Consider the following 21,109-nt stretch of genomic DNA (forward strand, 5'->3'; position numbering starts at 1 on the left):
GGAATATAATTTAGTTGATATGAATGCTTATTTTTTCTTTTTATCAGAAGAAGCCTGATCTTTTTCAATCGGATTATCATTTGAGTTAAAGTAATCCTTCGCCATCTTTTCTTGCTTTTTAAGATTCTCTCCGACAGTTACGTCTGAGCCCGGCATTTTCATATTCATCATTTCTGGACTTACTTTTTGACGAATTTCAGCCATTGGATCTTGCTTAAAGCTTGCGTAGGCCTTATCAAATTTTTCTTTTGTAGTAGGTGTTACTGTATTGGAAACACCATATTTCGCATTGATCTTATCCGAATAGGATAGTTCATCATAATTTTCAATCTTCTTATTTCCGCTCAACATCCATGAATAGTTTTTCTCATCATCTTCAATCTTAACGATGAGCCCTGGAAGACCATAGAATTTAAACGGACCATCTTGAAAAGGAATATCTGAACTGAACCATGCGATCCATTTTCTGCCGCCGTATTCTGTGGTTGCTTTCTGGGTATTGTATTCTCCTATTTTCTGTTTTTCCGGTTGAATATTCCAAACAAACTTAACTGGGGCATCATATCCGAATAAATTCATGCTTACTCTATCAATATACTGCTCTTTCATTTCCGGATAAGTTTTTACAATCTTGTAAGCAAATTTAGGCGTCCTGATAAGTTTAGAAATATCTTTCCATGCTTTTGCTTTCTCCATTTCCTCAACAGCAAGCTTGATAATAGAATCCTGAGCAGGCATGGTATAATCCTGATAAATAGATTTTTTAGAAGTAATATCCAAAATCGTTATCACCTTATCCAGCTTTGCCGAGTCTTTTTTTGGCTTAAATGTAAGCTCATAAAAGAACCGGTTAGCCGTTTCTTTAGTTTCCTGAGCATTAGCAAAGGCAAAAAGTGCGATAAGAAATACTGAAAATAGCTTTTTCATTTCTCAAGTTTTAATAATTAGTAATCACTTTTGAAAATTTGTTACAGTTTTTCTTCATTTTTTTAAGAAAGAAGCCTGAAGATAGAGATTAGAAGTTAATATTGTTCGGACAATAACTATTCGTATTGAAAAATTATGATTCTCTTAAAACATTTTCAGCATTAAAAGCTTTAACTTTAATCCTCTCAAAAACAAAATATTATGGATACTTTATCACAATTTAAAAGTGAGTTGGAGGCCGAATACCAGACGACCAGAAAATTCTTTGAAACTTATCCTGACGGAAAAAATGACTATGCTCCGCATGAAAAAAGTATGAAAATGCTTCCTCTTGCCACTCACATTGCTGAAATTTTTGAATGGCCAAACACCATGCTCACCACTTCGGAACTTGATTTTGCCAGTGGAGATTATCAGCCTAAGCAACTTTCTACGAAGGAAGATCTTCTTCAAACTCTTGATCAGAACTTCAAATCAGGGAAAGAAGCTCTTGAAAATGCTAATGAGAGTGATCTTACTGCAAGCTGGGCATTGAAAAATAATGGTGAAGAGCTTGCAAAATGGTCTAAATATGAATCCATTCGTCATGCTTTGAACCAAATTACTCATCACAGAGCTCAACTAGGAGTTTATTACAGGATCAATGACATTCCTTTACCGGGAAGTTATGGCCCTTCTGCCGATCATCAAGCTTTTTAATCACTATATATCTCAACAAAAAACCAATCCGATCGGATTGGTTTTTATTTTATTTTATTTAAAGTTGAATTTTACGGTAAACATGACTTGGCTAGGGCGGAGCTGGATCTTCGTGTAAGAAGAACTATTTGTTGTCTGGTTGATATTATAGGTTTCAAAGAATTTTCTGTTGGCTATATTCAACCATTTGATTTCAAAATCTATTTTCTTTTTAGACCATGAAAACTGGTATGAAATATCGTAGAACGCATTCTTGTAGTTATTAATTCCATCACTTGTATTCACCTGATCCCAATTGAATCCTATCGTATGATTTTCTATTGGATAGAAGTAAACTGCCAAATTGTGATTAAATCCTGAATTTACTCCAAGCCTGCTTTGATTAGTGCTTAAACCAATATTATCCTGTTTGTTTCTTGATAAATTAAGCGTATAATCTATACTTGCCCAACTGAAGTAGGTATTATTGAACTTTAGTCCGTAAGTCTGTGTATTGTTTTTGCTTAAATATTGAGTATCATCCAGGAATGCATCAGATTTTGACAATGTATTTCCATAGCTTACAGAAGCATTGGTTTTGAATTTTGGAAAATATTTCCCCACCTCAACGCTGAATCTATTACTTTTTGAATGATTTTCTCTTTCAATGTATCGAATTAAAGTAGAACCCGTTGCTGCATCCAAAATTGGAGAAGAAAGCAAATTTCTTTTATTATCACTCAATGAATAATTAATATTAAAGAATAGATTGTTTAATGGGTTTCTGTATTCAATTCTTGAACCTGCGCTTTTTGAATTTGTCTGAGGAATTGGATTGTTTGGATCCATCACATTAAATCCTCTTGGGCTTAACAACATATATCCTGCATAAGCCGTCTGAATATCTCCAAAATTATTGCTGATGCTTCCGTTTAAACTTGCTTTCCAAAATGAAGCAAATGAATACTGAATAAATGCAATAGGAGTAAATGTTGTCTTATTTAATGATTTTGAAACTCCTCTTAAATCATCCTCAGCTTTAATACTGTTGAAATTTGCCGGAAAATTAGCAAAAATGCTCCAGGCTTCAGATTTATAATTGATGCCTAATGAAGCCGAAGGAACAATTTCTGTAAATTTCAGATTGTTTTCATACATACCATCATTGAAATTTGGCGGAACATCATTCGGAATTTCCGGATTTGGAATTGCCAGTCCATCAAAGTTTGTATTTAGCCTATCTGTAGAGAAATCAAATCCCACCTGAGGAGTGAATGTCCATCCTTTTGAAGAAAAACTGATATTTGCAGAGTGTGAAGTATCTAAAGTTTTTAGCCTGAATTGTTGTAAAGCTGAAGTTCCCGGTCCAAAATTTACAATTCCGTATTTATCTTTTTCATTCGGATCATTCGGATCTACCTTTGGAAGTTTGTAGGGCAACTGTAAATAATTGGCCGGATCTACTTTCAATTCCTGTTGATCATCCTGGTAACTGATATAAGATTTGAAATTTACCATCTTTTCTCCCCAGGGAATAATGGTACTCAATGAGTTTTGGAAAGAAGATGTAGGTGATTCAACAGCTTGATTTCCCAATCTTCCTGCTCTGTCTGCAAAAGCTCTGTCTGTATTCCAGAACTGGCTGAAACTTGTGGTATTTTTGAAGAACCCTTTCTTGGCATTCTTTGTAAAGATTAGTTCACCTTTTAGTTTATCTGTATAAAAATTATTTCTTGTACTCATTACCACAGTAGACTGTTGCGGTCTTTCGTTGGTTGGGAAATAAGTTGTTTCATTATAATCTTCTCTTTCCACTGCATTGTTGGTATAATTTGCATTAACCTTCAATTCCCATTCTTTCTTTTTATCAATATTAGTTAAATAGTTCGCAGACAAATAGTGAACATTATTCATTAAATATCTTTTAACCGGCAAATTCGGAGTGCTTGCTTTTTCAACATTCAGCCAGTTATTCTGAGAAGTATTAGATCTTTTCCCTTCCCATGCACTTCCGAAAGCAAGAATATTCCCTTCATTTTCCACCTGCTCACCCATATTGTTGGTTTTGTAATTAACTACCCATTGGCTTTTCTGTCCGAAAAACATAGGAGTCAGTTTTACATTCCATAGCCAAGGTTCTCCGAAGCCTGTTCCAACTTCTCCACGACCGGTCATTGTTACCGAATTCTTAAGCTTAATATTGATTGCCGCCTGATCTGAAGGCACTTTATCCTGAAGAATTTTTACCGGTTGGTGATTTTCAAGGACTTCTACTTTTTGTACGGCATCTTTTGGCAGCGAGTTATTGATGGTTCCATAGCCGCCTTCCATAAGGTCTTTACCATTGACATAGAATTTATTGATTGCATTTCCCTGATAGAGAATGGTTCCGTCTGTATTGACTTCTATTCCGGGGATTTTCTTCATTACGTCGGCCAGAGTTCTGTCATTTTTACTGTTGAATGCCTTAAGATCATAGGAAATGGTGTCTCCTCTTGCGGTGATCATTTTGGTTTTCAGCTGTACTTCCTTAATTTCTGTAGCTTCAGACTGCATTTTAAAATTCAGGGTCTGATCGCTGTTACTGATTTGTTTTGTAAGGGGTTTCTGATTGAAAGCTTTTACTTTAAGATCCACATTAGATTCCGGAGAAGTAAAGGTTACCTTGTATTCTCCTTTGGAATTGGTGATTCCGTATGCAAGAATAGCATCTTTCCCAGGTTCTTCAATAGTTACACTAGCACTAGGTATAGCTACTCCATCGTCATCAGTAATTTTTCCGGAAACTGTTTTCTGTGCAAAGGTGAATACCGTCATAAAGAGCATCAGAAATAAGAAAATATTTTTTTTCATATTCATATTTGAATAATTAGTTAATCATTGTGGTTTTTCGTTACACTTTCTTTAAAGATATATTTTTGCGTAAAAGGTTAAATTATATCACTATAAAAATAGTTATTATTTATCTTTTCAGAAAGAAAAATTTCTAGTAGCAGAAAATATCGTTTCAATTTGATGGAGAGAATTAAAATACAAGTGTACAATATTAAAAATCACCAACTGATGAATAATACTAAGAATAATACCTTGTTAATCAATAATTTGAAATTAAATTTCAAAAAAAGCAAACATTTTTTGAAATAAAAAAAATTCTCAGGTCATCAATTTTTAAAAATAAAATTTAAAAATATTTCCCCAAATATTGAATTGAAATAATATAACTCCTTTTTATTCTTGAATTTATCCGCTTTTTATAAAAATTATCTGTGAAATAAAAGTAATACCTTCGTATCAGAATGGATTTTTATTCATCTATTTTGTGTTTTTGCCCTGTGATTCTATTACAGGGTATTTTTTGTTCAAATTGCTAAGAAAATGAAACGTTAAATAAACAATTGTAAATATTTATATTTTTATTTAGACTAAATAATAAAAAATAAATTGGATTATATATTAAAAAAAAATTAAATTCTGGTTCATAAATATTTATTTAATAATTTTGTAACATAAAATTTACAAAATGGGAATTATTTTAAAGCCTATAGATGTTGTGGATGATATTTCTAAAGAGGAATTCTACGAAAAATATCTAAAGCCAAGAAGGCCCGTTGTCATCAAAAATATGGCAAAAAAATGGCCTGCTTACCAAAAATGGACGATGGAATATATGAAGGAGGTTGTAGGAGATGTGGAGGTCCCGTTATATGACAGTTCAAAGGCAGATCCTTCTGCTCCCATCAATGCTTCTGCAGCCCAAATGAAATTCGGTGATTATATAGATCTTATTCAGAGAGAGCCAACTGATCTTAGAATTTTCCTTTTTGACCCGATAAAATACGCCCCTAAACTTCTTGAAGATTATATTTCTCCTAAAGAGCTGATGGGAGGTTTCCTTGATAAATATCCCAATATGTTCTTCGGTGGAAAAGGATCTGTAACTTTCCTGCATTTCGATATAGATATGGCGCATATTTTCCATACGCATTTCAACGGAAGAAAACATATCCTTCTTTTTGATTATAAATGGAAAGAAAGATTATACCAGATCCCTTATGCAACCTATGCTTTGGAGGATTATGATATTGAAAACCCTGATTTCACAAAGTTCCCGGCGCTGGATGGTGTAGAAGGTATTGAATGTTTCCTTGAGCACGGAGACACTTTATTTATGCCTACAGGGTGGTGGCACTGGATGAAATACCTTGATGGTTCTTTCTCTATCTCATTAAGAGCCTGGGATAAATCATGGGCAGTAAAGGCACATTCTTTATGGAATCTTACGGTACAGCGTAAATTTGACGACATTATGAAGTCGAGTTTCAAAAAGAAATACATGGACTGGAAAGAGAGAATGGCCATTAAAAGAGCAGAAATAGCTTTAAAAAGAGGCTTACCCAGATAAGATAAAAAAAGATGTTTCAATGAAACGTCTTTTTTTATCTTATCTGTTTATTTTCAATTATTTACAAAACTCTATACACAGGATACTGTCTGAAAGTTTTTTCCTCAAAATAAGGAGAATGCCTGTACATCCAATCCAGCTGAGTTTCGCCATCTTCCGATAGTTTTTTATCTGATTTTTTTGCTGCTTCAAAAGCATCCTTTAATTTTTGATCTTTCTTGAGCAATTCTGCTGCTGTATCTTCAAAAATATAAGCAGAATAATACTCTTTCTGAGCGAGGATACCATCAAAGAAGTTCCAGTTAAAGAAAGAGTCTAACGCTTCAGGTTCAAGGGTTTCAATAATATATTTAACTCCAGATTGATTGGTAGAAACAATATAATCTCCTGCCATAAATACTCGATCTTTTTTGGATGCCTCAACAGTGGTTTCATAATGCAGATAATATCCTTCGTAAGGATTTTTTACAGTTTTAAAGTCTTTGATCTTGTAGGATTCTACGGCAATAGTGCTATCCTTTTGAATCAGCTTCATCTGAATTCCGTTTCTTTTAAATTCTTCAATAACTCTGTACTGCGATTGTGGGATCACATAGTATTTAGGAATGGTAATATACCCTGTAGGAACTGCTGTGTTAAAAAGCTTGATATTCTTTGTAAATGGTTTGTTTCTGTCATAATAAAGCCTTGGCTTACCTGAGATTTCACTTGGTTTGTATTTGCCTTCATAGCCTTTAAAATCCATGGTTGTATACTTAGTAGAATCTATTTTCCACCGGATTCCATATTGTTTCCCAGCCTCGTATTGCTTAAGGTTTTCTATACGAAGCTGTTTTATTTTCTGATAGTCTTTATCCAGATTTTGCAGGTTAACCAGCATATACTTGTAAGTTGCGTCTACTCTTTTGTCATAAGGCTTCAACATGTGAGTCTCAGGAACGGTTCCCAAAGAATTGAATAAGGTTGTATAGCCTGTAGAATATCTCGGAGAATCTTCGAATGAAGCAAAACCTACCTCGGGAACATCCCCATGAATATTGACATAAGGGGTACTTTCATAACCTAATTTCTTCATATCATCAAGATTTTTAGCCTGATAATCATTATAAAAATAAGCTCCCAACACATTTCCTAAGCGTTCTTTAAAGGTTGAAATATAGGTGAAAGTATATTGATAATCAGCGCCATTACTTACATGGTTATCAATAAAGACATCGGGTTTCAGCCATTGATAGATTTCCTGAAAGCTTCTTGCATTTTTAGAATCTGCTTTGATGAAATCCCGGTTCAGGTCGTAATTCCTTGCATTTCCCCTGAATCCGTATTGCTCCGGACCGTTCTGATTGGCTCTGGAATAGGAGCCTCTGTTCAGCATTCCACTGACATTGTAAGCAGAAATAGCGGCAATCATAAAGTTTTGTGGAGTTTTAATCTTCTTAGTTGCCAGATCTCTCATCAGCATCATGGTGGCATCAATCCCATCCGGTTCTCCCGGGTGAATTCCGTTGTTGACAAAGAGAATGGCTTTATCTTTTCTCAGTTTTTCAATATTCTTTTCAGGAAAAGGGTTGTACACCACCACATAAATAGGCTTTCCATTATCATCCTCTCCTTTTTTAAGGTATTGGATGGTATTAAAATTTTGGGCTAAATCCTGATAATAGGTATTCATTTCATCATAGGTAACAGTTTGGTTACCATTTCCCTTTTCAAAGGGGGTCTGAAATGTTTTTTGAGCAAAAACCAAGGATGAGCTTAGAACAAACAGCAGATATTTCAGTTTCATTATTGACATAATTTTCGGATTTAAAATTAATCAATATGATCCTGTCAAAAAAACAAAATAAAGATCAATACATTATTTTTTCTGCTTTCTTTTCAATCATAATGGGATTACAGATTTCTCGATTTGATTTCTTTATTCACCAAATTAAGGTTAATAAGTAAAGGCAGCATTGTTACAGGCATTATTATAAATGGAGTAAATGCAACAAAGGGAAAACCTTTAGCTCCTTTTATGGACAGAAGCACAATAAATGCTATGATTCCTAACAAAAAAATAATTCCGAAGCCGATAGAGACTCCTTTGAATGTATTTCTTTTTTTAATCAGCTCTTCATTGGTTAATGATTCATAGATATTTTTATTCATTGAATAGAGTTTTTACAAATATAACTGGTTTCCGGGACATAAAATACCGGAAAGAAAAGAGGAAAAATTACTAAGTTTGAACAGTGAATGCAATTCAAGAAGATCAGCGCTCACTAACCAGATTATATAGCCGTAATAATGAAGACAGAATTTATCAATGCTTTACATATAGTAAAAGAATGGGGTTCACAACAAGAAGTTATTCTGGAAACAAGCCAATGGAAAGATGGCCAGCAGATCATAGAATCAGAAAGCTTAAAATTTAATATTCAACCGATTTCACATATAGAAGTAGAAGAAATAAAAGCCTTTACCCAACATTTGCTTCCTGAATCTTATTATCATTTCTTAGCCGAAATTGGAAGTGGGCAGTTTTTAATAGGTAAATATTTACCCTGTTTTGAAATCTATAATTTAACTCAATTACAAGAGCATAACGCCCATGTTCAGCAAGAAATTGAAGAGGCAGAAGAAATAAATGATCATTTTATCATGATTGGCTCCCATTGTTCTATGGGCGATTGGATGGGGTTTTGTACCACCAGGAATGATAAAAGGAACTATGATGTTTATTGTCATGAATATCCTATTGGTGAATATGTTGAAACGTCGGATGAATTGAATTCATGGCGTACTTTTGAAGAATGGGTTATCAAAGCTGTTGAAACTAAAGGGAAAGAAACATTGTAAAATATATATAGGAACAACAGTACAGGGAAGGCCAGAAGAATTTATTATCCTTGAAAAAGAAGATTTGGCGGAAGACTGTTTTTCTTTCATGAAAGAGAAGAATATTTACAATCTTATTATTTCAGGGAAAGAAGCTGATCGGAATATTCTGTCTAACAGTAATTTTTCCGAAGTATTCAGTGAAATAAAAATATTACACCTAAGAGATATAGAAATTAATAAGAGTGAGGATCTTTATCAATTTCTATATCATTTACTTAGCATATCACCATTTCGCCCTTTTTCTGTAGGATATAAAGATGGAAGTGGATCGCTTTGCCAGAATTCATTGGTATCAATATCCATAATGGATAAGGCTCCTGTGAAAGCTGCACCGGTATCCATATTCCAGATATTGGCCTTATTGGTGGGTGTTGTACTTCCAATATAAAGTGTTGGAGTATGCCCGATAAATATCTCTTTGTAAAGAAGCAGTCTTTTAGGATAGAGCATAGAGTGTTTCTCCAATTTCTTATCCATGGCTACGGCTGTTTCCCAAAGGGTTCTGTCCCATCGGTAATTGCTTGAATAGACTTCTTTTTCAGGGCCATGCATGGAAGAATATCCGGCATGAATAAACAAACGATTCTGATCATCAACGTGATAACTTTTCATGCGTTGAAAAAACTCAAGATGGAGCTCCTGATCTTCAGGAGAATAATTCTCATAACTATCTACCGTACTTTTTCCACCATTGGAAAGCCAGACACCGGGCCCTTCTCCACGGGCCAGCCAGTCTTCACACCAAACATCATGATTTCCTTTGATAAAGATACATTCCTGCTTTTCGGAAAGGTCTATTAAAGATTGAATAACTTGGAAAGATTCGCTCCAGCCGTCTACATAATCTCCAAGAAAAATTAATTTGTCATTTTGGGTGACCTCAGCTCTTTCAAGCACCTGTTGCAATGCTCTAAAAGCGCCGTGAATATCTCCTATTACTAATGTTCTGTTCATGGTTTGCTTTCGTTGGTGAAAAGATAAACCATTATCTTTAAATAATGGCTTTGTTTTGGTTCAACGTTGAAGTTTTTTATTATTTTGAAATATATTTTGGATCTACAAACTCTGTAAGCCATACTCCGTTAGCTGATTGATAAAAAGCAATTCCTTCTTCATACATTATTCCGGTTCTGATGGTCAGAATTATGGGTTTTCCGTGTCTCATCCCCACCTTTGTAGCAGTCTCTTTATCAGCGCTTAAGTGTACATGCTGGCGGCTTCTTTTTTCTATTCCTTTTGCCATAATGGAAGAAATATTGGCTTCAGCAGTTCCATGATATAAAAAATCAGGAGGTTGTATTTCTTCCAAGGCTAAATCTATATTGATAGAATGGCCCTGACTGGCTCTGATCCTTGTTTTATCTTCGTTAAAGGCAAATCTTTTTTTATTATTGGTTTCAACCACCTCATCTAATTCTTCCAAAGAAAAATACACTCTCTTTTTAGCTGATTTTGTTCTTAGTTCTTCTACATCTGCCCATCCGTTTTCATCCAGCTTTAGGCCGATAGTTTCGGGTTGGTGCCTCAAAATAAGGCTTAAAAATTTACTTATTCTTTTTGTTTCTATTTCGTTCATTGTTTTTTGTGTTTTCATTAAGTGTTATAAAATTCCGGGGGGAAAATGACTGTAAACCCTGTTGTTTTATTGATTTCATCTGCATATTGATCAAAATAATAGGTGTCTGGTGCTATTGAAAGCATTACAGATACACTATTATGAAGATAGAGGAATAAATCAGATTCTCCTGGTCCTTTTCCCTTCAATATATTTTGAATTTCAAATCCATTGATCTTATTTAAAGGAACTAATAAAGTCTTCTTTTGATCTGAAAACCCCAGCAGGCTATTTTGATTATCTATCCAAAGGAAGGTCTTATCCTTTACCCTATTCAGTACTTCAACCGGAGTCTGAAATGTATAATCCGGAGAATAATGAACACCACAATTTCCAACTTCTACCGCTTTATTGATTTCAATTTTTCCATGATATTTCTTCAAAGGGAAATTCGCAATATCATTATCAGGATCATATTTGGAAAATATACCGGTCAGGATTTTTAGGATAGACTTCATTGGTTTACAGAGTATAGTTTTTTAATATTAGGCAAGATTTACCAGTTTATCAAATAAGAGCTTCATTCCCTGTGTTGCTGTTTCTTTCATTACTACTGCTCTTTCTCCGTAGCCAAAACCTGTTTCATTAGGATTGATAACGATTAAAAGGCAGTCATCTTTGATATCGTGGATCAGCCCGGCAGCAGGATATACCTGTAAAGAAGTTCCGATCACCAATAAAATATCTGAATCTTTTACCATTTCTCTGGCATCCTGATATAAAGGAACATCTTCTCCAAACCATACGATAAATGGTCTTAATTGAGCACCATCTTCAGCTTTATCTCCTAGTTTTATATCGTCTTTTTGTTCGTAGATCAGTTTTTTGTTATTGCAAGAACAAGACTTGAACAGTTCTCCATGGATGTGAAGGATCTTAGAGGAACCGGCTCTTTCATGCAGATCATCAATGTTTTGGGTAATAATTTGTACCTCAAAATATTTTTCCAGTTCTGCTACTAGTTTGTGGGCTTCATTAGGTTCTACTTCATGCAACTGACGTCTTCTCTGATTGTAAAATTCCAACACCAGGGCTCTGTCTTTTCTCCATCCTTCCGGACTGGCCACATCAGTTACACTATGATTTTCCCAAAGGCCATCTCCGTCTCTGAAGGTTTGAATTCCACTTTCGGCACTGATTCCTGCTCCGCTTAATATGGTTAGTTTTTTCATTGGTTTTAAATTTTGTTTTGTACACTGTGTTTTTTGGCCACTAATGCACGAATATAATTGATTCTAAATAGGAGATTCTAAAAGGGCTTTATAAATTTCTTCATTCTCTTCATCAAAACAGACAAAAATAACTTTCTCTATGATATCTGATTGAAATTTTCTTAGTTCATTGACAGCAATTTCTCCTGCCAGTTCTTTTGGAAACCTATAAATTCCTGTACTGATATTAGGAAAAGCTATTGTTTTAACACCAAGATTTTCTGCTACCAGTAAAGAGTTCTTATAACAATCTGATAAAAGCTTTGAGCTTTTTTCTTTATTATCATTCCAAACTGGTCCTACTGTATGAATAACATATTGTGCAGAAAGATTGCCTGCTGTTGTTACTACTGCTTCCCCTGTTTTACACTTACCCTGCCTGTTTCTGATCGCTCTGCATTCTTCCAGAATTTGTGGCCCTCCTGCACGATGAATAGCACCATCTACACCGCCACCACCCAATAAGGAAGAATTAGCTGCATTGACAATGGCGTCTGCATTAATTTTTGTGATGTCTCCTTTTATAACTTCAATTTTCATTATATTTCTTCAAATGGCTTCAGCATCTCTTCTTTTTAGCCGCGAAAGCACGAATGTTTTTACAATATTATGGATTCGTGGTGGTTATTTTTAAAGTGTTTACCAAGCTTCCTATTTCTGTATTTACTGATCCTTTAAAATCATTTCCTACAAACACTTTAATAACTTCTATATTTCCCACAATGGCCTGATTGAATCTCTCCAGCTCTTCTGAGGGAACCCACAGCTCATTATGATTTCTTGCTCCTACATTCTGTGCCGGATATTGATTGGCAACTTCCTCTGAAACATCAAAACGGGTTACAAAACCAAGATAGTTTCCAAACTCATCTCTGGTATTCCATTTCTCAGCAATTTCTGAGGCATAGTCTTCATCCAGTACCGGATAAAAGATTGGTTGCCATTCCAGTCTGGGCGGAAATTTTTTGTATTCATTCTCTATAATCAATACCATTTCCTTCTCTCCTACCGGTCTGTAAAGTCTTGTTGTTTTCATCTTGTTCATCTTAATTTTCTGATCCTATCCTCTGAGCAATTTCATAGGATAACGGATATATTTTTTCTATGGGCAATAGTTTCTTTGCTTTATTAAATTCTCCTTGTTTGGTAAGGTTTAAAATCTTTTTTACCAGAGGCGAATAATCTTCTATTTTTACAATCCAGTCTTCATTAAATTCTTCTATCAGATAGCGACTGATTCCAATCTGAATGGAACGATATTCCAATTTGTTTCCTTTAATATTTCTTTCAGGATCCCATTGTACATACACTTTCGCATTTTCAAATTCTTCTTCCCAAATTTTGGGATTGGGATATACTCTTTTTTCAGGAGAGGTTAAAATTGCCAGTTTCAAAGCTTTTTCCCATGCTTCCCGCTTAATATGTATAGCAAGAGTACATTCCTGATTGGATTTCTGTCCATAATTACTTCGTTCCATCATCCAAAGAAAAGAAGGTTTAATCCATGTCATCCTGCTGAATGAAAAAGGAGCGCTAAACTTCTGATTTTCTACTGCAGCTTTTGCAATGGCTTTATTATAAGCCTGATATACAACAATGGTATCACGGGTGTAATCTGCTCTTATTTCAAATTCTTTCATCATTTATTAATCAAAATCATAGACATATACTTCAACGTTCTATTTCCCCCTTAAATATAAAATTAAAATCTCTGTATTCAGTATTAAATCAGTCTTTTAAAATCTTTTGAATAAGGAGAATAAGACCCGAAAATAGTATCAAATTTCATGTCCAGCTTATCAAACTTAAACTCCTCATCAATCTGATCCAGACAGGTTATCACTAAATACTTTTTAGTTGAATTGACATAAGCTCCATCCAATTTTAAGGCATAATTCAGCAGACTATAATCTAAATCACCCAACCTTAATTCTTTCTGATACTCATTAAAGGTACAGGTTTCTTCTTCATTATTTCTCAACATCATCTCTTTTTCATTGCTCATCCAGCCATTTCCGTGGCGTGTTGCATAGCTTCTGGTCACATAATACATTTCAATATCTTCAATATCTAGCTTTTTACAGATCTTATAAGCATTTTTTGAGGTTGTGTGAGCATAGGTTACGTTCGGAAAAACCCCATGATCCATATCTAATAAAATACCCTGGCTGCCTTCAAAAATGAGATTTTCAAATGAATTCAGATAGCCATAATCATCAATCTTCCAATCTATTTTCTCAATAGCTTCTAGAAAAGGAGCAATCTTTTCATTAATCTGATCTTTATCCATAAAACCGTAGTAATAACCTATTCCTTTCAGCTTTTCAATCAACATATCTCTTGGAGCAATAAGATCAATTGCAAATAGTTTGTATGGGCTTTCATTTCTTTTCATCGTTGCTCCTACTCCTTTTCCACAGGTTCCGTGTTCCAGATTTTTTGAACTGCTCCTGTTTTGCCAAACATCAAAAGGCGTGGTTACCTTCGCTAATGGATGAATATGAAGCTCCAGATTTCCGTTTTTTGCCTTTAATTCTTCTCTTTCATTGAATAGAAATAGAGGATGAATCGTACAATGTTCCGTAAAATAAGACGGTAATCCGCGAAGAGCCCCGCTTGCAAAGCTGGAATGAACGTGTTTTCTATCCTCCATCATTACGGTATGAGCTGCCTGTTGTCCCCCCGAAAATCTGATAACCACAGATTCGGGGTTTTGCTGAGCCAGAAAATCGGTAGTGATTCCTTTTCCTTCATCTCCGAAACCTAATCCTATAACTATTTGCGCCTTTTTCATGTTTAGCATTTTCTTAATTATTGCCCTTCCGGCAAATTGGTGTTCTAAAGCATCTGTACGTTGTCTAACCCATCCAGATTTGGTGTTCCAAAGGTTTTATCTTTATACTTTTCGCAGATAATCCTTTTAATAACCTCCGGAATCTCTCTGTGGTCTTCTATCGATATACAATTCTGACCTAGCAGCTCTTTCCAGCCTCTGTCTGCTCTTATGGACTGATCGGAATGTAAAACACTGATGTGATATACCTCGTATCGTTTTTTAGCTTCTTCCAACAGTTCACCATGAGTATAAGTTTGTTGTCCTGAACCCATAATTTCCCTGATGGCTGATGCCGGAAGTACTTTCAGACAAGGTTCGTCACCTACAGTAAACAATAATCCTTTCTGATTTCTTTTTTCAAAGGCATCTGTTCTGGTGTGGAATGCCGCAAAATACCATGCTAAAAGATAGCTTTCACCTGCATTTCCTCCGCCTCCAGATTCAATATAAGTACGGGTAAGCCACATATCCAGTTCTTCATCTCCAGACTCAAACTGCCCTACCTGAAGCGGATAACTATCACATTCATGATCTCCTATTCCCAGGAAAAGCAATGCCGGATCCGGAACTCCGCTTTGGATAATTCCACCCATCAGCTTAGGTAAGCCTTCTCTGATGAGTTCATGAGGAATATGTCCCATACTTCCGGTGACATCCAATCCCAGAATAATAGGAACTGAATTAGGGTGCACTTCAGAGTCTCTGGATTCCCTGAAAGAAATTCCGTTAGGCATCATTGAGGGATGTGCCTGTCTTTTGGCATTCTGTGTGAAAATTTCACCTGCAGATTTTGTTTTGTAACCTGCTTTGCTTGCTCTGTCATAACGAGCATCTATATCGTATCTTGTACTTCCCATGACTAAAATGTTTTTCCAAATAAATATTCAAATCTCTTCTGAGTAACTTCTAGTTGAATATTTAGATTTCTGATTGTTAATGATAATTCCATGTCTTTCTGAACGAATGCTTCGGGATTAAAATCCGCGAAAGTCAAGCTGTTTCTGTCCAAAGGACTGATATCAATAAGTCCTTCCTGTTCCCGCTCGAGTCTTTTTATTTTTAACTCGATATCTTCTACCTTGCGCCTGTAAATCAATTCTGAATCTTCTCCGATCGTTCGCGCACGGTCTTCTCTGATCTGATCATTATTTCTTTGTAATGATTCGATAAATCTTGGTTTTAATTCATCTTCCATATCTGACCATTTTTTGTGTTATTATTACGCTAATTGAAAAGAACATAGCTATGCTTCCTGCATTCATTTTAACAGGAATACATTACATCAGTTCTTAAAACATATTTTAATCCGCTAATCAAGGTTTTTCCTTCGTGTCTTAAAGGATGATAAAAGATTAAGGCAGTCCCTTTTTTAGGAGCTACTGTGAAAAGGTTTTCGAATTCTGTTTCTCCGCCTTCAAAATCATCATTCAGATAGATTAAAAACGTATAGAAACTTTTTTCTTTTTCGTTTCTGATGTAGCTTCCATCACGATGCATTTTAAATTGCTGGCCAGGAGAATACTTGTAAACCCTGAACATCTCATTAAAATTCAGAAGCCTGAAATTTTCATGTTCCTGTGGAAGAAATTCAGCGGCTTTTTTGAAAAGATCTTCTGCAAGATCATTGTCGAAAATCATCAGCCTGTCATTATTTCTGATTCCTTTGCTCATCATCTGGCGTCCGCCAACATTGATCTTGGCTTCTTCAAAATCTTTTCCTTGAGATAAGGCAATGTATTCGTCACATTCGGCTTCTGAAAGAAAGTCCTCAATCAGAAATATCTGCGGATGTAGGTCTGTTTTTTCCATGATTACTATTTTGTGACTGGTTATTGTGTTTTTACCCTCTTAATTCATCTCTAACTTCCATTAAAGCAAATCCTAAAAGGTTTTCTCCGTTCCATAATAAAGGATTTTCTGCTCTTGAGTCTGTTTCCAGCATTCCTATCCCCCAGATGGTATCATAAGGACTGGCTTCTACAAGGATTTTATCCCCTGTTGATAAAAGAAAGTCTTTATACTTTTTGTTCTCAGAAAATTTTAAAAGATTTCCTTGTTTTACAATCTCATATTTGTGTTCATCCCAGACTTTCGGATCAAAATTCTTTACTTTTCTTCCCAGACTTTTAACCTGATTAGGAGTGGCTGCCTGCACTATTTTTTCTAAGGTTTCAGCATCATTGAATAATCTTGCCTTACCAGCCATCATATAATGTTCTGCTGTTTTGTAAACAATCCCATTTTCTTCAAACTTTCCTGTAAACCATTGGCTAAAGCAGGACTTGGTGATTTCATCTTTAACCGTATGCCCCCAGAAAAACAAAAATTTTATCCTTTGCTTTTTCTGAAATCTGTCTTTAATATTTTGTATGGTGTATTTCATATTGTGTTATTTATACGCAAATATAATACAATATCATTTTCCAAACCAAATTTATTTGTGTTATTTTTACGCTAATAAACATAAACAACTGATTATCAATAATAAAATTTAATTAATAAAAATACGAATACTATAAATATTATGACCCCAATACCACGAATCTATAAGGTTTAAGCTAAAGCCGGTGGAATGCTGGTATATAAAAAAACAGGCTAAAGCCCGTTTCTATTGAATATCTCTTCTGAATATCTTTTATAAAATACCTGATGTAATTCTTAATAATACACTTACTGATAAATTTTGTGATTATTCGTGTAAAATATTTGTGCGATTTGTGGTTAAAAAACTATTTGATTTCGAAGTAGAAGCCCTGTTCTTCCAACTCTTTATATTTTTCCTGATTGAAAGTAAAAAGCTTTCCGGGTCTTCCGCTTCCTTCTTTTTTAACGTTATTGGTTTCATTAAGCAAACCATAGCTCATAATTTTTTTACGGAAGTTTCTGCGGTCAATTTCTTGTCCCACAATAGTTTTGTAAAGGTTTTCAAGGTCTGAGAAAGGAAATTCTTCATTGAGAAGATTAAAGCCGATTGGCTGATATTGAATTTTGGTGCGAAGCCTTTTTAAAGCAATATCAATGATGCTTTTGTGATCGAAGGCTACAGTTGGAAGTGCATTGACACTGAACCATTGTGCATCATCTGCATCAGAGTCTGCAAACAGCTCGTGGTAAGAAGGGTTCACCAATCCCAAATAAGCCACTGAAACCACTCTGTTTCTTGGATCGCGGCCCACATTGCCAAAGGTGTAGAGTTGTTCTAAAAAATCGGGTTTTATGCCCGCCTCTTCATGTAATTCTCTCTTTACGGCATCATCGAGGTTTTCATCATCAAGAACAAGACCTCCCGGAAGCGCCCAACCGCCTTTAAAGGGTTCAATATTTCTTTTGATTAAAAGGATTTGAAGATCTTTTTTATCGAAATATCCAAAAATGACTGCATCTACAGCCACTTTGATATCCTGTAATTTTTTTGGTGAGCCCATATACTAATTTGCGTTACGAATACGCAAATATACAATTTTTTAATTTAACCCAAATGATAATCTTTTATTTTATACGTCAAGTTCTGTCGTTATCAGCAATTATTTTTGCCATACAAAGTTCAATTATTCTGTAGAATAATAACATCAAATTAATCACCTAATATTAAAAAAATGGCAGACTTATTAATTATTGACCAATATACCGGCGAACAATGTGGGTATTTAGAAACACAGGTATGGTATGACAACACAACTCCTATGAGTGATGCTCTTTGTGACCAAGTAGTATATATAAAACGTGAGAATAAGTATTATAAAAGAGTATTAAATGATTACCTAACCGTTAAAATGTTTGGTGCTGTTGGGGACGGATTAGCCAATGATTCCAGTGCCATCCAAAAAGCAGTTGATTTTTGTGAAACCACTTCTCAGAAAACTCTGTTTTTCCCTCCCGGAGATTATCTGTTGAATACTCCTATTCAAATCTCAAGAGGTGGAGTAAAATTTCTGGGTTCCGGTGCATTATTAAGAGAAGAAAGCTGGTTTCCTAACTCACCTGTTTATTCTTCATTTCCCAAACCTCCATTTTCAGGATGTTCATTGATTATTCCTAAGAATAGCAGTGCTATTGTTTTTAAAGGCAGTGTAGTTGATCCCATTAGTATTGAAGCTATTCAATTTTTGGCAAAAGAAGGTAGAACAGTTGGAGAAACTTATGCTATCAATTTTAAATCAGAGTTTACAGGACCTACATGGCCTTTTGTTATCAAGGATTGTCACTTTAGAGGCTTTAACCGAGCCCTATCCTTTAAGAGCGACACGGCTTATAATGTTGCCTGGGTGCAAATTACGGGTTCCGCTTTTTCTCAAAATGATGAATGTGTATATTTTGATTTTGCAAGTGATAAACAACGTAATTTATCTTGGGGATTTTTATTTGAGAATAATAAATGTCATGATAATACCAGGGTTATTTATGGTTATTTTGCTAAAGATCTGGTAAAAATCGTGAATAATAATTTTGAAGGTTCTATCCCTTACTCCAATGACCCTTATATTGTATTGCCCGACCCGGTTAAAGAGAAAGCCCACTACCATGATTATTATAGTATCGATATAGAAATTGATAATGCCGTTGTCCAGTTTTTTGGAAACCATTTTGAGGGCATGAAAAATCATGCTGTTTATATTTCTTCATTAAGAAAAGATATTCAAGGGAACTATATGCCTACTTTTGGCTCAACATCTCTTTCCAATAAAAACAAGGTCGAAATTTTTGGAAATAATATGGATGGAATGACTGTGAATGAGCAAATAAAGTTCAACCTAACCGGTGTTCAGGTCATCAATAAAGATGATGTTCCTTTATCTGTTCACGCATGCGAAATTCTTGAAAATAATGCTACCAGTGCAAACATCTTTTTAAATCCCGAAGCTAAAAAAAATGGTACAATTATTAAGTTTTCAGATACTGATGGTTCTTCCTATTTATTCAATAATACATTAGATAATTATGGTGTTAGAAAAATTCCTGCAACTCCGAAATCATTACTGATTGATGGTGAACAATATGAAAGTAAAGGGAATAATACTTCAGATAATAATAATAATAATCATTATTGGGGAGGCAGTACTTTAGCATTCAATTCGATTCCAAAATATCTTGGAGCTTCCTTTAAAATTAAAAGCAGATTAGATATTTTTGCAGCAAGTGTATTTTTCAATATTTTTCATCTTAATGGATCAAATCCAAGCGAGACATACGCCAAAGATATTCCGGGAACATTATTTCAAAAAGGTGGAGATTCGTTAATTGTAGCGATCATTCCTAATGATAATTATTATCCTGATGTAACAACTAAAAATGTATTCTCTGCAGGGCTTTCAATAGGCAATTTGGAACAAAAAAACATATTGGTGTCCACAGATGTTACTTATTTTACTTTTTCTTCAGAAAATCCCAGTATTTTACCTTATTATGCAAAATCTAATCTTGTAGAAAAATTCGGCACTTTCACAGAAGGACAACATTTTGTAGATATGAATCATAAAATAAATATTGTCACTGAAAGTGGAACCATTGACCGGGAAAATTTCCTCTTGGATGTAACTATTTCTGGAACAGCCGGGGATAATTTCATTACAGCCGTAAATCATCCGCGAAAATTGACAACAGGGCAATATATTAAAATACCTAATCCACAGGCCCTTCTGAAATACGATGAATATAAGATCACAGGATGTGAAAATGGACAAAAGTTTTATTTAGATAAAGCTTTATTGAACTCGTTTACCAATTCCACTGTCTCTTTCAAAGAGCCAACTATTACTATAGTTAACTAATTATACTCAATCAAGAAAGAGGCTATCTTCTATCTTAAAAAAGGAGATAGCTTCTTTCTATTAAATTATATTTTATCTGTACCCTTATAATAAAAGTTCATACCTTTAAGGTATTATTATAACCAACTTAAAATTAATTATTTATGAAAAATTTACTAGCAATCATCCCTATCGTTTTATTACTTTCATCATGTGAAAAAGGAAAAAACGTTACCTCTGAAAATTCAGATAAAAAAGATTCTGCTGCCACAACATCTGAATGGAAGCCTGTAGATTCAGCTACTGCAACCAAAGCATGGATGGAATTTGCAACCCCAGGCGAAATGCATAAAATGCTGGCCAAATTTGACGGAAACTGGACCGGAGCTACCAGTATGTGGATGGATGACAGTGGAAAAGCAGCAACAAGCACTTCTGAATGCACTAATAAAATGATCTTCGATGCCCGCTATCAGGTAAGCAATTACAAAGGAAATTTCATGGGAATGCCTTTTGAAGGTATGAGTATTATGGGCTATGATAATGCCAAAAAAAAGTTTGTAAGCACATGGATAGACAATATGGGAACAGGTTTAATGCATGCAGAAGGAGATTGGAATCCCGCTAAGAAATCTATTGATTTTAAAGGTAAAATGACAGATCCAAGCCAACCGGGCAAAGAATGTGAAGTAAGAGAAGTTTATACATTTACTGATGATAACAACCATACTTTGGAAATGTATGGACCTAATCCTAAAACAGGAAAGGAAATGAAAACGATGGAAATAAAATTCACACGCAAAAAGTAAA

At 34.8% G+C, this 21,109-nt stretch carries 22 protein-coding genes; 5 read left to right on the plus strand and 17 right to left on the minus strand.

The window, feature by feature from the left end; genetic code table 11:
- Window positions 1–27 precede the first annotated feature (27 nt).
- The gene (locus J2772_RS11765; RefSeq protein WP_209916828.1) at window positions 28–927 is read right to left on the minus strand and encodes a GLPGLI family protein; all 900 of its coding nucleotides are present in this window, start codon (window positions 925–927) and stop codon (window positions 28–30) included.
- Between the two features lie 201 nt (window positions 928–1,128).
- On the opposite strand from J2772_RS11765, the gene J2772_RS11770 reads away from it, so the two are divergent.
- Window positions 1,129–1,626, plus strand: coding sequence for a DinB family protein (locus tag J2772_RS11770; RefSeq protein WP_209916830.1), 498 nt, complete (start codon window positions 1,129–1,131; stop codon window positions 1,624–1,626).
- 54 nt (window positions 1,627–1,680) lie between these two features.
- Here the strand turns inward: J2772_RS11770 and J2772_RS11775 are convergent, their stop codons facing one another.
- Window positions 1,681–4,458: a carboxypeptidase regulatory-like domain-containing protein gene (locus J2772_RS11775; protein ID WP_209916832.1), complete on the minus strand. Its 2,778-nt coding sequence runs from the start codon at window positions 4,456–4,458 to the stop codon at window positions 1,681–1,683.
- A gap of 667 nt (window positions 4,459–5,125) precedes the next feature.
- On the opposite strand from J2772_RS11775, the gene J2772_RS11780 reads away from it, so the two are divergent.
- Window positions 5,126–6,007: a cupin-like domain-containing protein gene (locus J2772_RS11780; RefSeq protein WP_209916834.1), complete on the plus strand. Its 882-nt coding sequence runs from the start codon at window positions 5,126–5,128 to the stop codon at window positions 6,005–6,007.
- 61 nt (window positions 6,008–6,068) lie between these two features.
- Here the strand turns inward: J2772_RS11780 and J2772_RS11785 are convergent, their stop codons facing one another.
- A complete protein-coding gene (locus J2772_RS11785; protein ID WP_209917325.1) occupies window positions 6,069–7,793 on the minus strand; it encodes a hypothetical protein in 1,725 nt (574 codons plus the stop codon).
- Between the two features lie 107 nt (window positions 7,794–7,900).
- The gene (locus tag J2772_RS11790) at window positions 7,901–8,158 is read right to left on the minus strand and encodes a hypothetical protein (protein WP_209916836.1); all 258 of its coding nucleotides are present in this window, start codon (window positions 8,156–8,158) and stop codon (window positions 7,901–7,903) included.
- Between the two features lie 138 nt (window positions 8,159–8,296).
- On the opposite strand from J2772_RS11790, the gene J2772_RS11795 reads away from it, so the two are divergent.
- Window positions 8,297–8,848 (plus strand): SMI1/KNR4 family protein, encoded by a 552-nt coding sequence (locus J2772_RS11795; RefSeq protein ID WP_209916838.1) that lies wholly within the window; start codon window positions 8,297–8,299, stop codon window positions 8,846–8,848.
- Between the two features lie 249 nt (window positions 8,849–9,097).
- Here J2772_RS11795 and J2772_RS11800 read toward each other — a convergent pair whose 3' ends face one another.
- The 13 genes from J2772_RS11800 to J2772_RS11860 all read right to left on the minus strand — a co-directional run bounded on the left by J2772_RS11800 (window position 9,098) and on the right by J2772_RS11860 (window position 17,977).
- Window positions 9,098–9,844: a metallophosphoesterase family protein gene (locus J2772_RS11800; protein WP_209916840.1), complete on the minus strand. Its 747-nt coding sequence runs from the start codon at window positions 9,842–9,844 to the stop codon at window positions 9,098–9,100.
- Between the two features lie 79 nt (window positions 9,845–9,923).
- Entirely contained in the window at window positions 9,924–10,466 is a 543-nt protein-coding gene (locus J2772_RS11805; RefSeq protein WP_209916842.1) for an RNA 2'-phosphotransferase, read from the minus strand.
- Window positions 10,467–10,483: 17 nt separating this feature from the next.
- Window positions 10,484–10,963, minus strand: coding sequence for a hypothetical protein (locus J2772_RS11810; RefSeq protein WP_209916844.1), 480 nt, complete (start codon window positions 10,961–10,963; stop codon window positions 10,484–10,486).
- Window positions 10,964–10,990: 27 nt separating this feature from the next.
- Window positions 10,991–11,677 carry an SIR2 family NAD-dependent protein deacylase gene (locus J2772_RS11815; protein ID WP_209916846.1) on the minus strand — a complete coding sequence of 229 codons (687 nt, stop codon included), beginning with the start codon at window positions 11,675–11,677 and terminating at the stop codon, window positions 10,991–10,993.
- Between the two features lie 63 nt (window positions 11,678–11,740).
- Window positions 11,741–12,256: an O-acetyl-ADP-ribose deacetylase gene (locus tag J2772_RS11820; RefSeq protein WP_209916848.1), complete on the minus strand. Its 516-nt coding sequence runs from the start codon at window positions 12,254–12,256 to the stop codon at window positions 11,741–11,743.
- A 67-nt stretch (window positions 12,257–12,323) separates the two neighbouring features.
- Window positions 12,324–12,752 carry an ADP-ribosylation/crystallin J1 gene (locus tag J2772_RS11825; RefSeq protein WP_209916850.1) on the minus strand — a complete coding sequence of 143 codons (429 nt, stop codon included), beginning with the start codon at window positions 12,750–12,752 and terminating at the stop codon, window positions 12,324–12,326.
- A gap of 10 nt (window positions 12,753–12,762) precedes the next feature.
- The gene (locus tag J2772_RS11830; RefSeq protein ID WP_209916852.1) at window positions 12,763–13,359 is read right to left on the minus strand and encodes a DUF4291 domain-containing protein; all 597 of its coding nucleotides are present in this window, start codon (window positions 13,357–13,359) and stop codon (window positions 12,763–12,765) included.
- An 80-nt stretch (window positions 13,360–13,439) separates the two neighbouring features.
- Window positions 13,440–14,510: an adenylosuccinate synthetase gene (locus tag J2772_RS11835; protein ID WP_209916853.1), complete on the minus strand. Its 1,071-nt coding sequence runs from the start codon at window positions 14,508–14,510 to the stop codon at window positions 13,440–13,442.
- Between the two features lie 44 nt (window positions 14,511–14,554).
- Entirely contained in the window at window positions 14,555–15,409 is an 855-nt protein-coding gene (locus J2772_RS11840; RefSeq protein WP_209916855.1) for a hypothetical protein, read from the minus strand.
- Window positions 15,410–15,411: 2 nt separating this feature from the next.
- On the minus strand, window positions 15,412–15,747 hold the full coding sequence (locus J2772_RS11845) for a hypothetical protein (protein ID WP_209916857.1): 336 nt from the start codon (window positions 15,745–15,747) through the stop codon (window positions 15,412–15,414).
- 68 nt (window positions 15,748–15,815) lie between these two features.
- Complete coding sequence (locus J2772_RS11850; protein ID WP_209916859.1) at window positions 15,816–16,361, minus strand: prolyl hydroxylase family protein; 546 nt, start codon at window positions 16,359–16,361, stop codon at window positions 15,816–15,818.
- Window positions 16,362–16,392: 31 nt separating this feature from the next.
- Window positions 16,393–16,935: an NADAR family protein gene (locus tag J2772_RS11855; RefSeq protein ID WP_209916860.1), complete on the minus strand. Its 543-nt coding sequence runs from the start codon at window positions 16,933–16,935 to the stop codon at window positions 16,393–16,395.
- 346 nt (window positions 16,936–17,281) lie between these two features.
- The gene (locus J2772_RS11860) at window positions 17,282–17,977 is read right to left on the minus strand and encodes an NUDIX hydrolase (RefSeq protein WP_209916867.1); all 696 of its coding nucleotides are present in this window, start codon (window positions 17,975–17,977) and stop codon (window positions 17,282–17,284) included.
- A 171-nt stretch (window positions 17,978–18,148) separates the two neighbouring features.
- Here J2772_RS11860 and J2772_RS11865 point away from each other — a divergent pair, with 171 nt between their 5' ends.
- Together J2772_RS11865 and J2772_RS11870 are read left to right on the plus strand one after the other, a co-directional pair.
- A complete protein-coding gene (locus tag J2772_RS11865; protein WP_209916869.1) occupies window positions 18,149–20,320 on the plus strand; it encodes a glycosyl hydrolase family 28-related protein in 2,172 nt (723 codons plus the stop codon).
- A gap of 143 nt (window positions 20,321–20,463) precedes the next feature.
- Window positions 20,464–21,108, plus strand: coding sequence for a DUF1579 domain-containing protein (locus J2772_RS11870; protein WP_209916871.1), 645 nt, complete (start codon window positions 20,464–20,466; stop codon window positions 21,106–21,108).
- Window position 21,109 lies beyond the last annotated feature (1 nt).

This window comes from Chryseobacterium jejuense (assembly GCF_017877355.1).
In the GTDB taxonomy this organism is placed as follows: domain Bacteria; phylum Bacteroidota; class Bacteroidia; order Flavobacteriales; family Weeksellaceae; genus Chryseobacterium; species Chryseobacterium jejuense_A.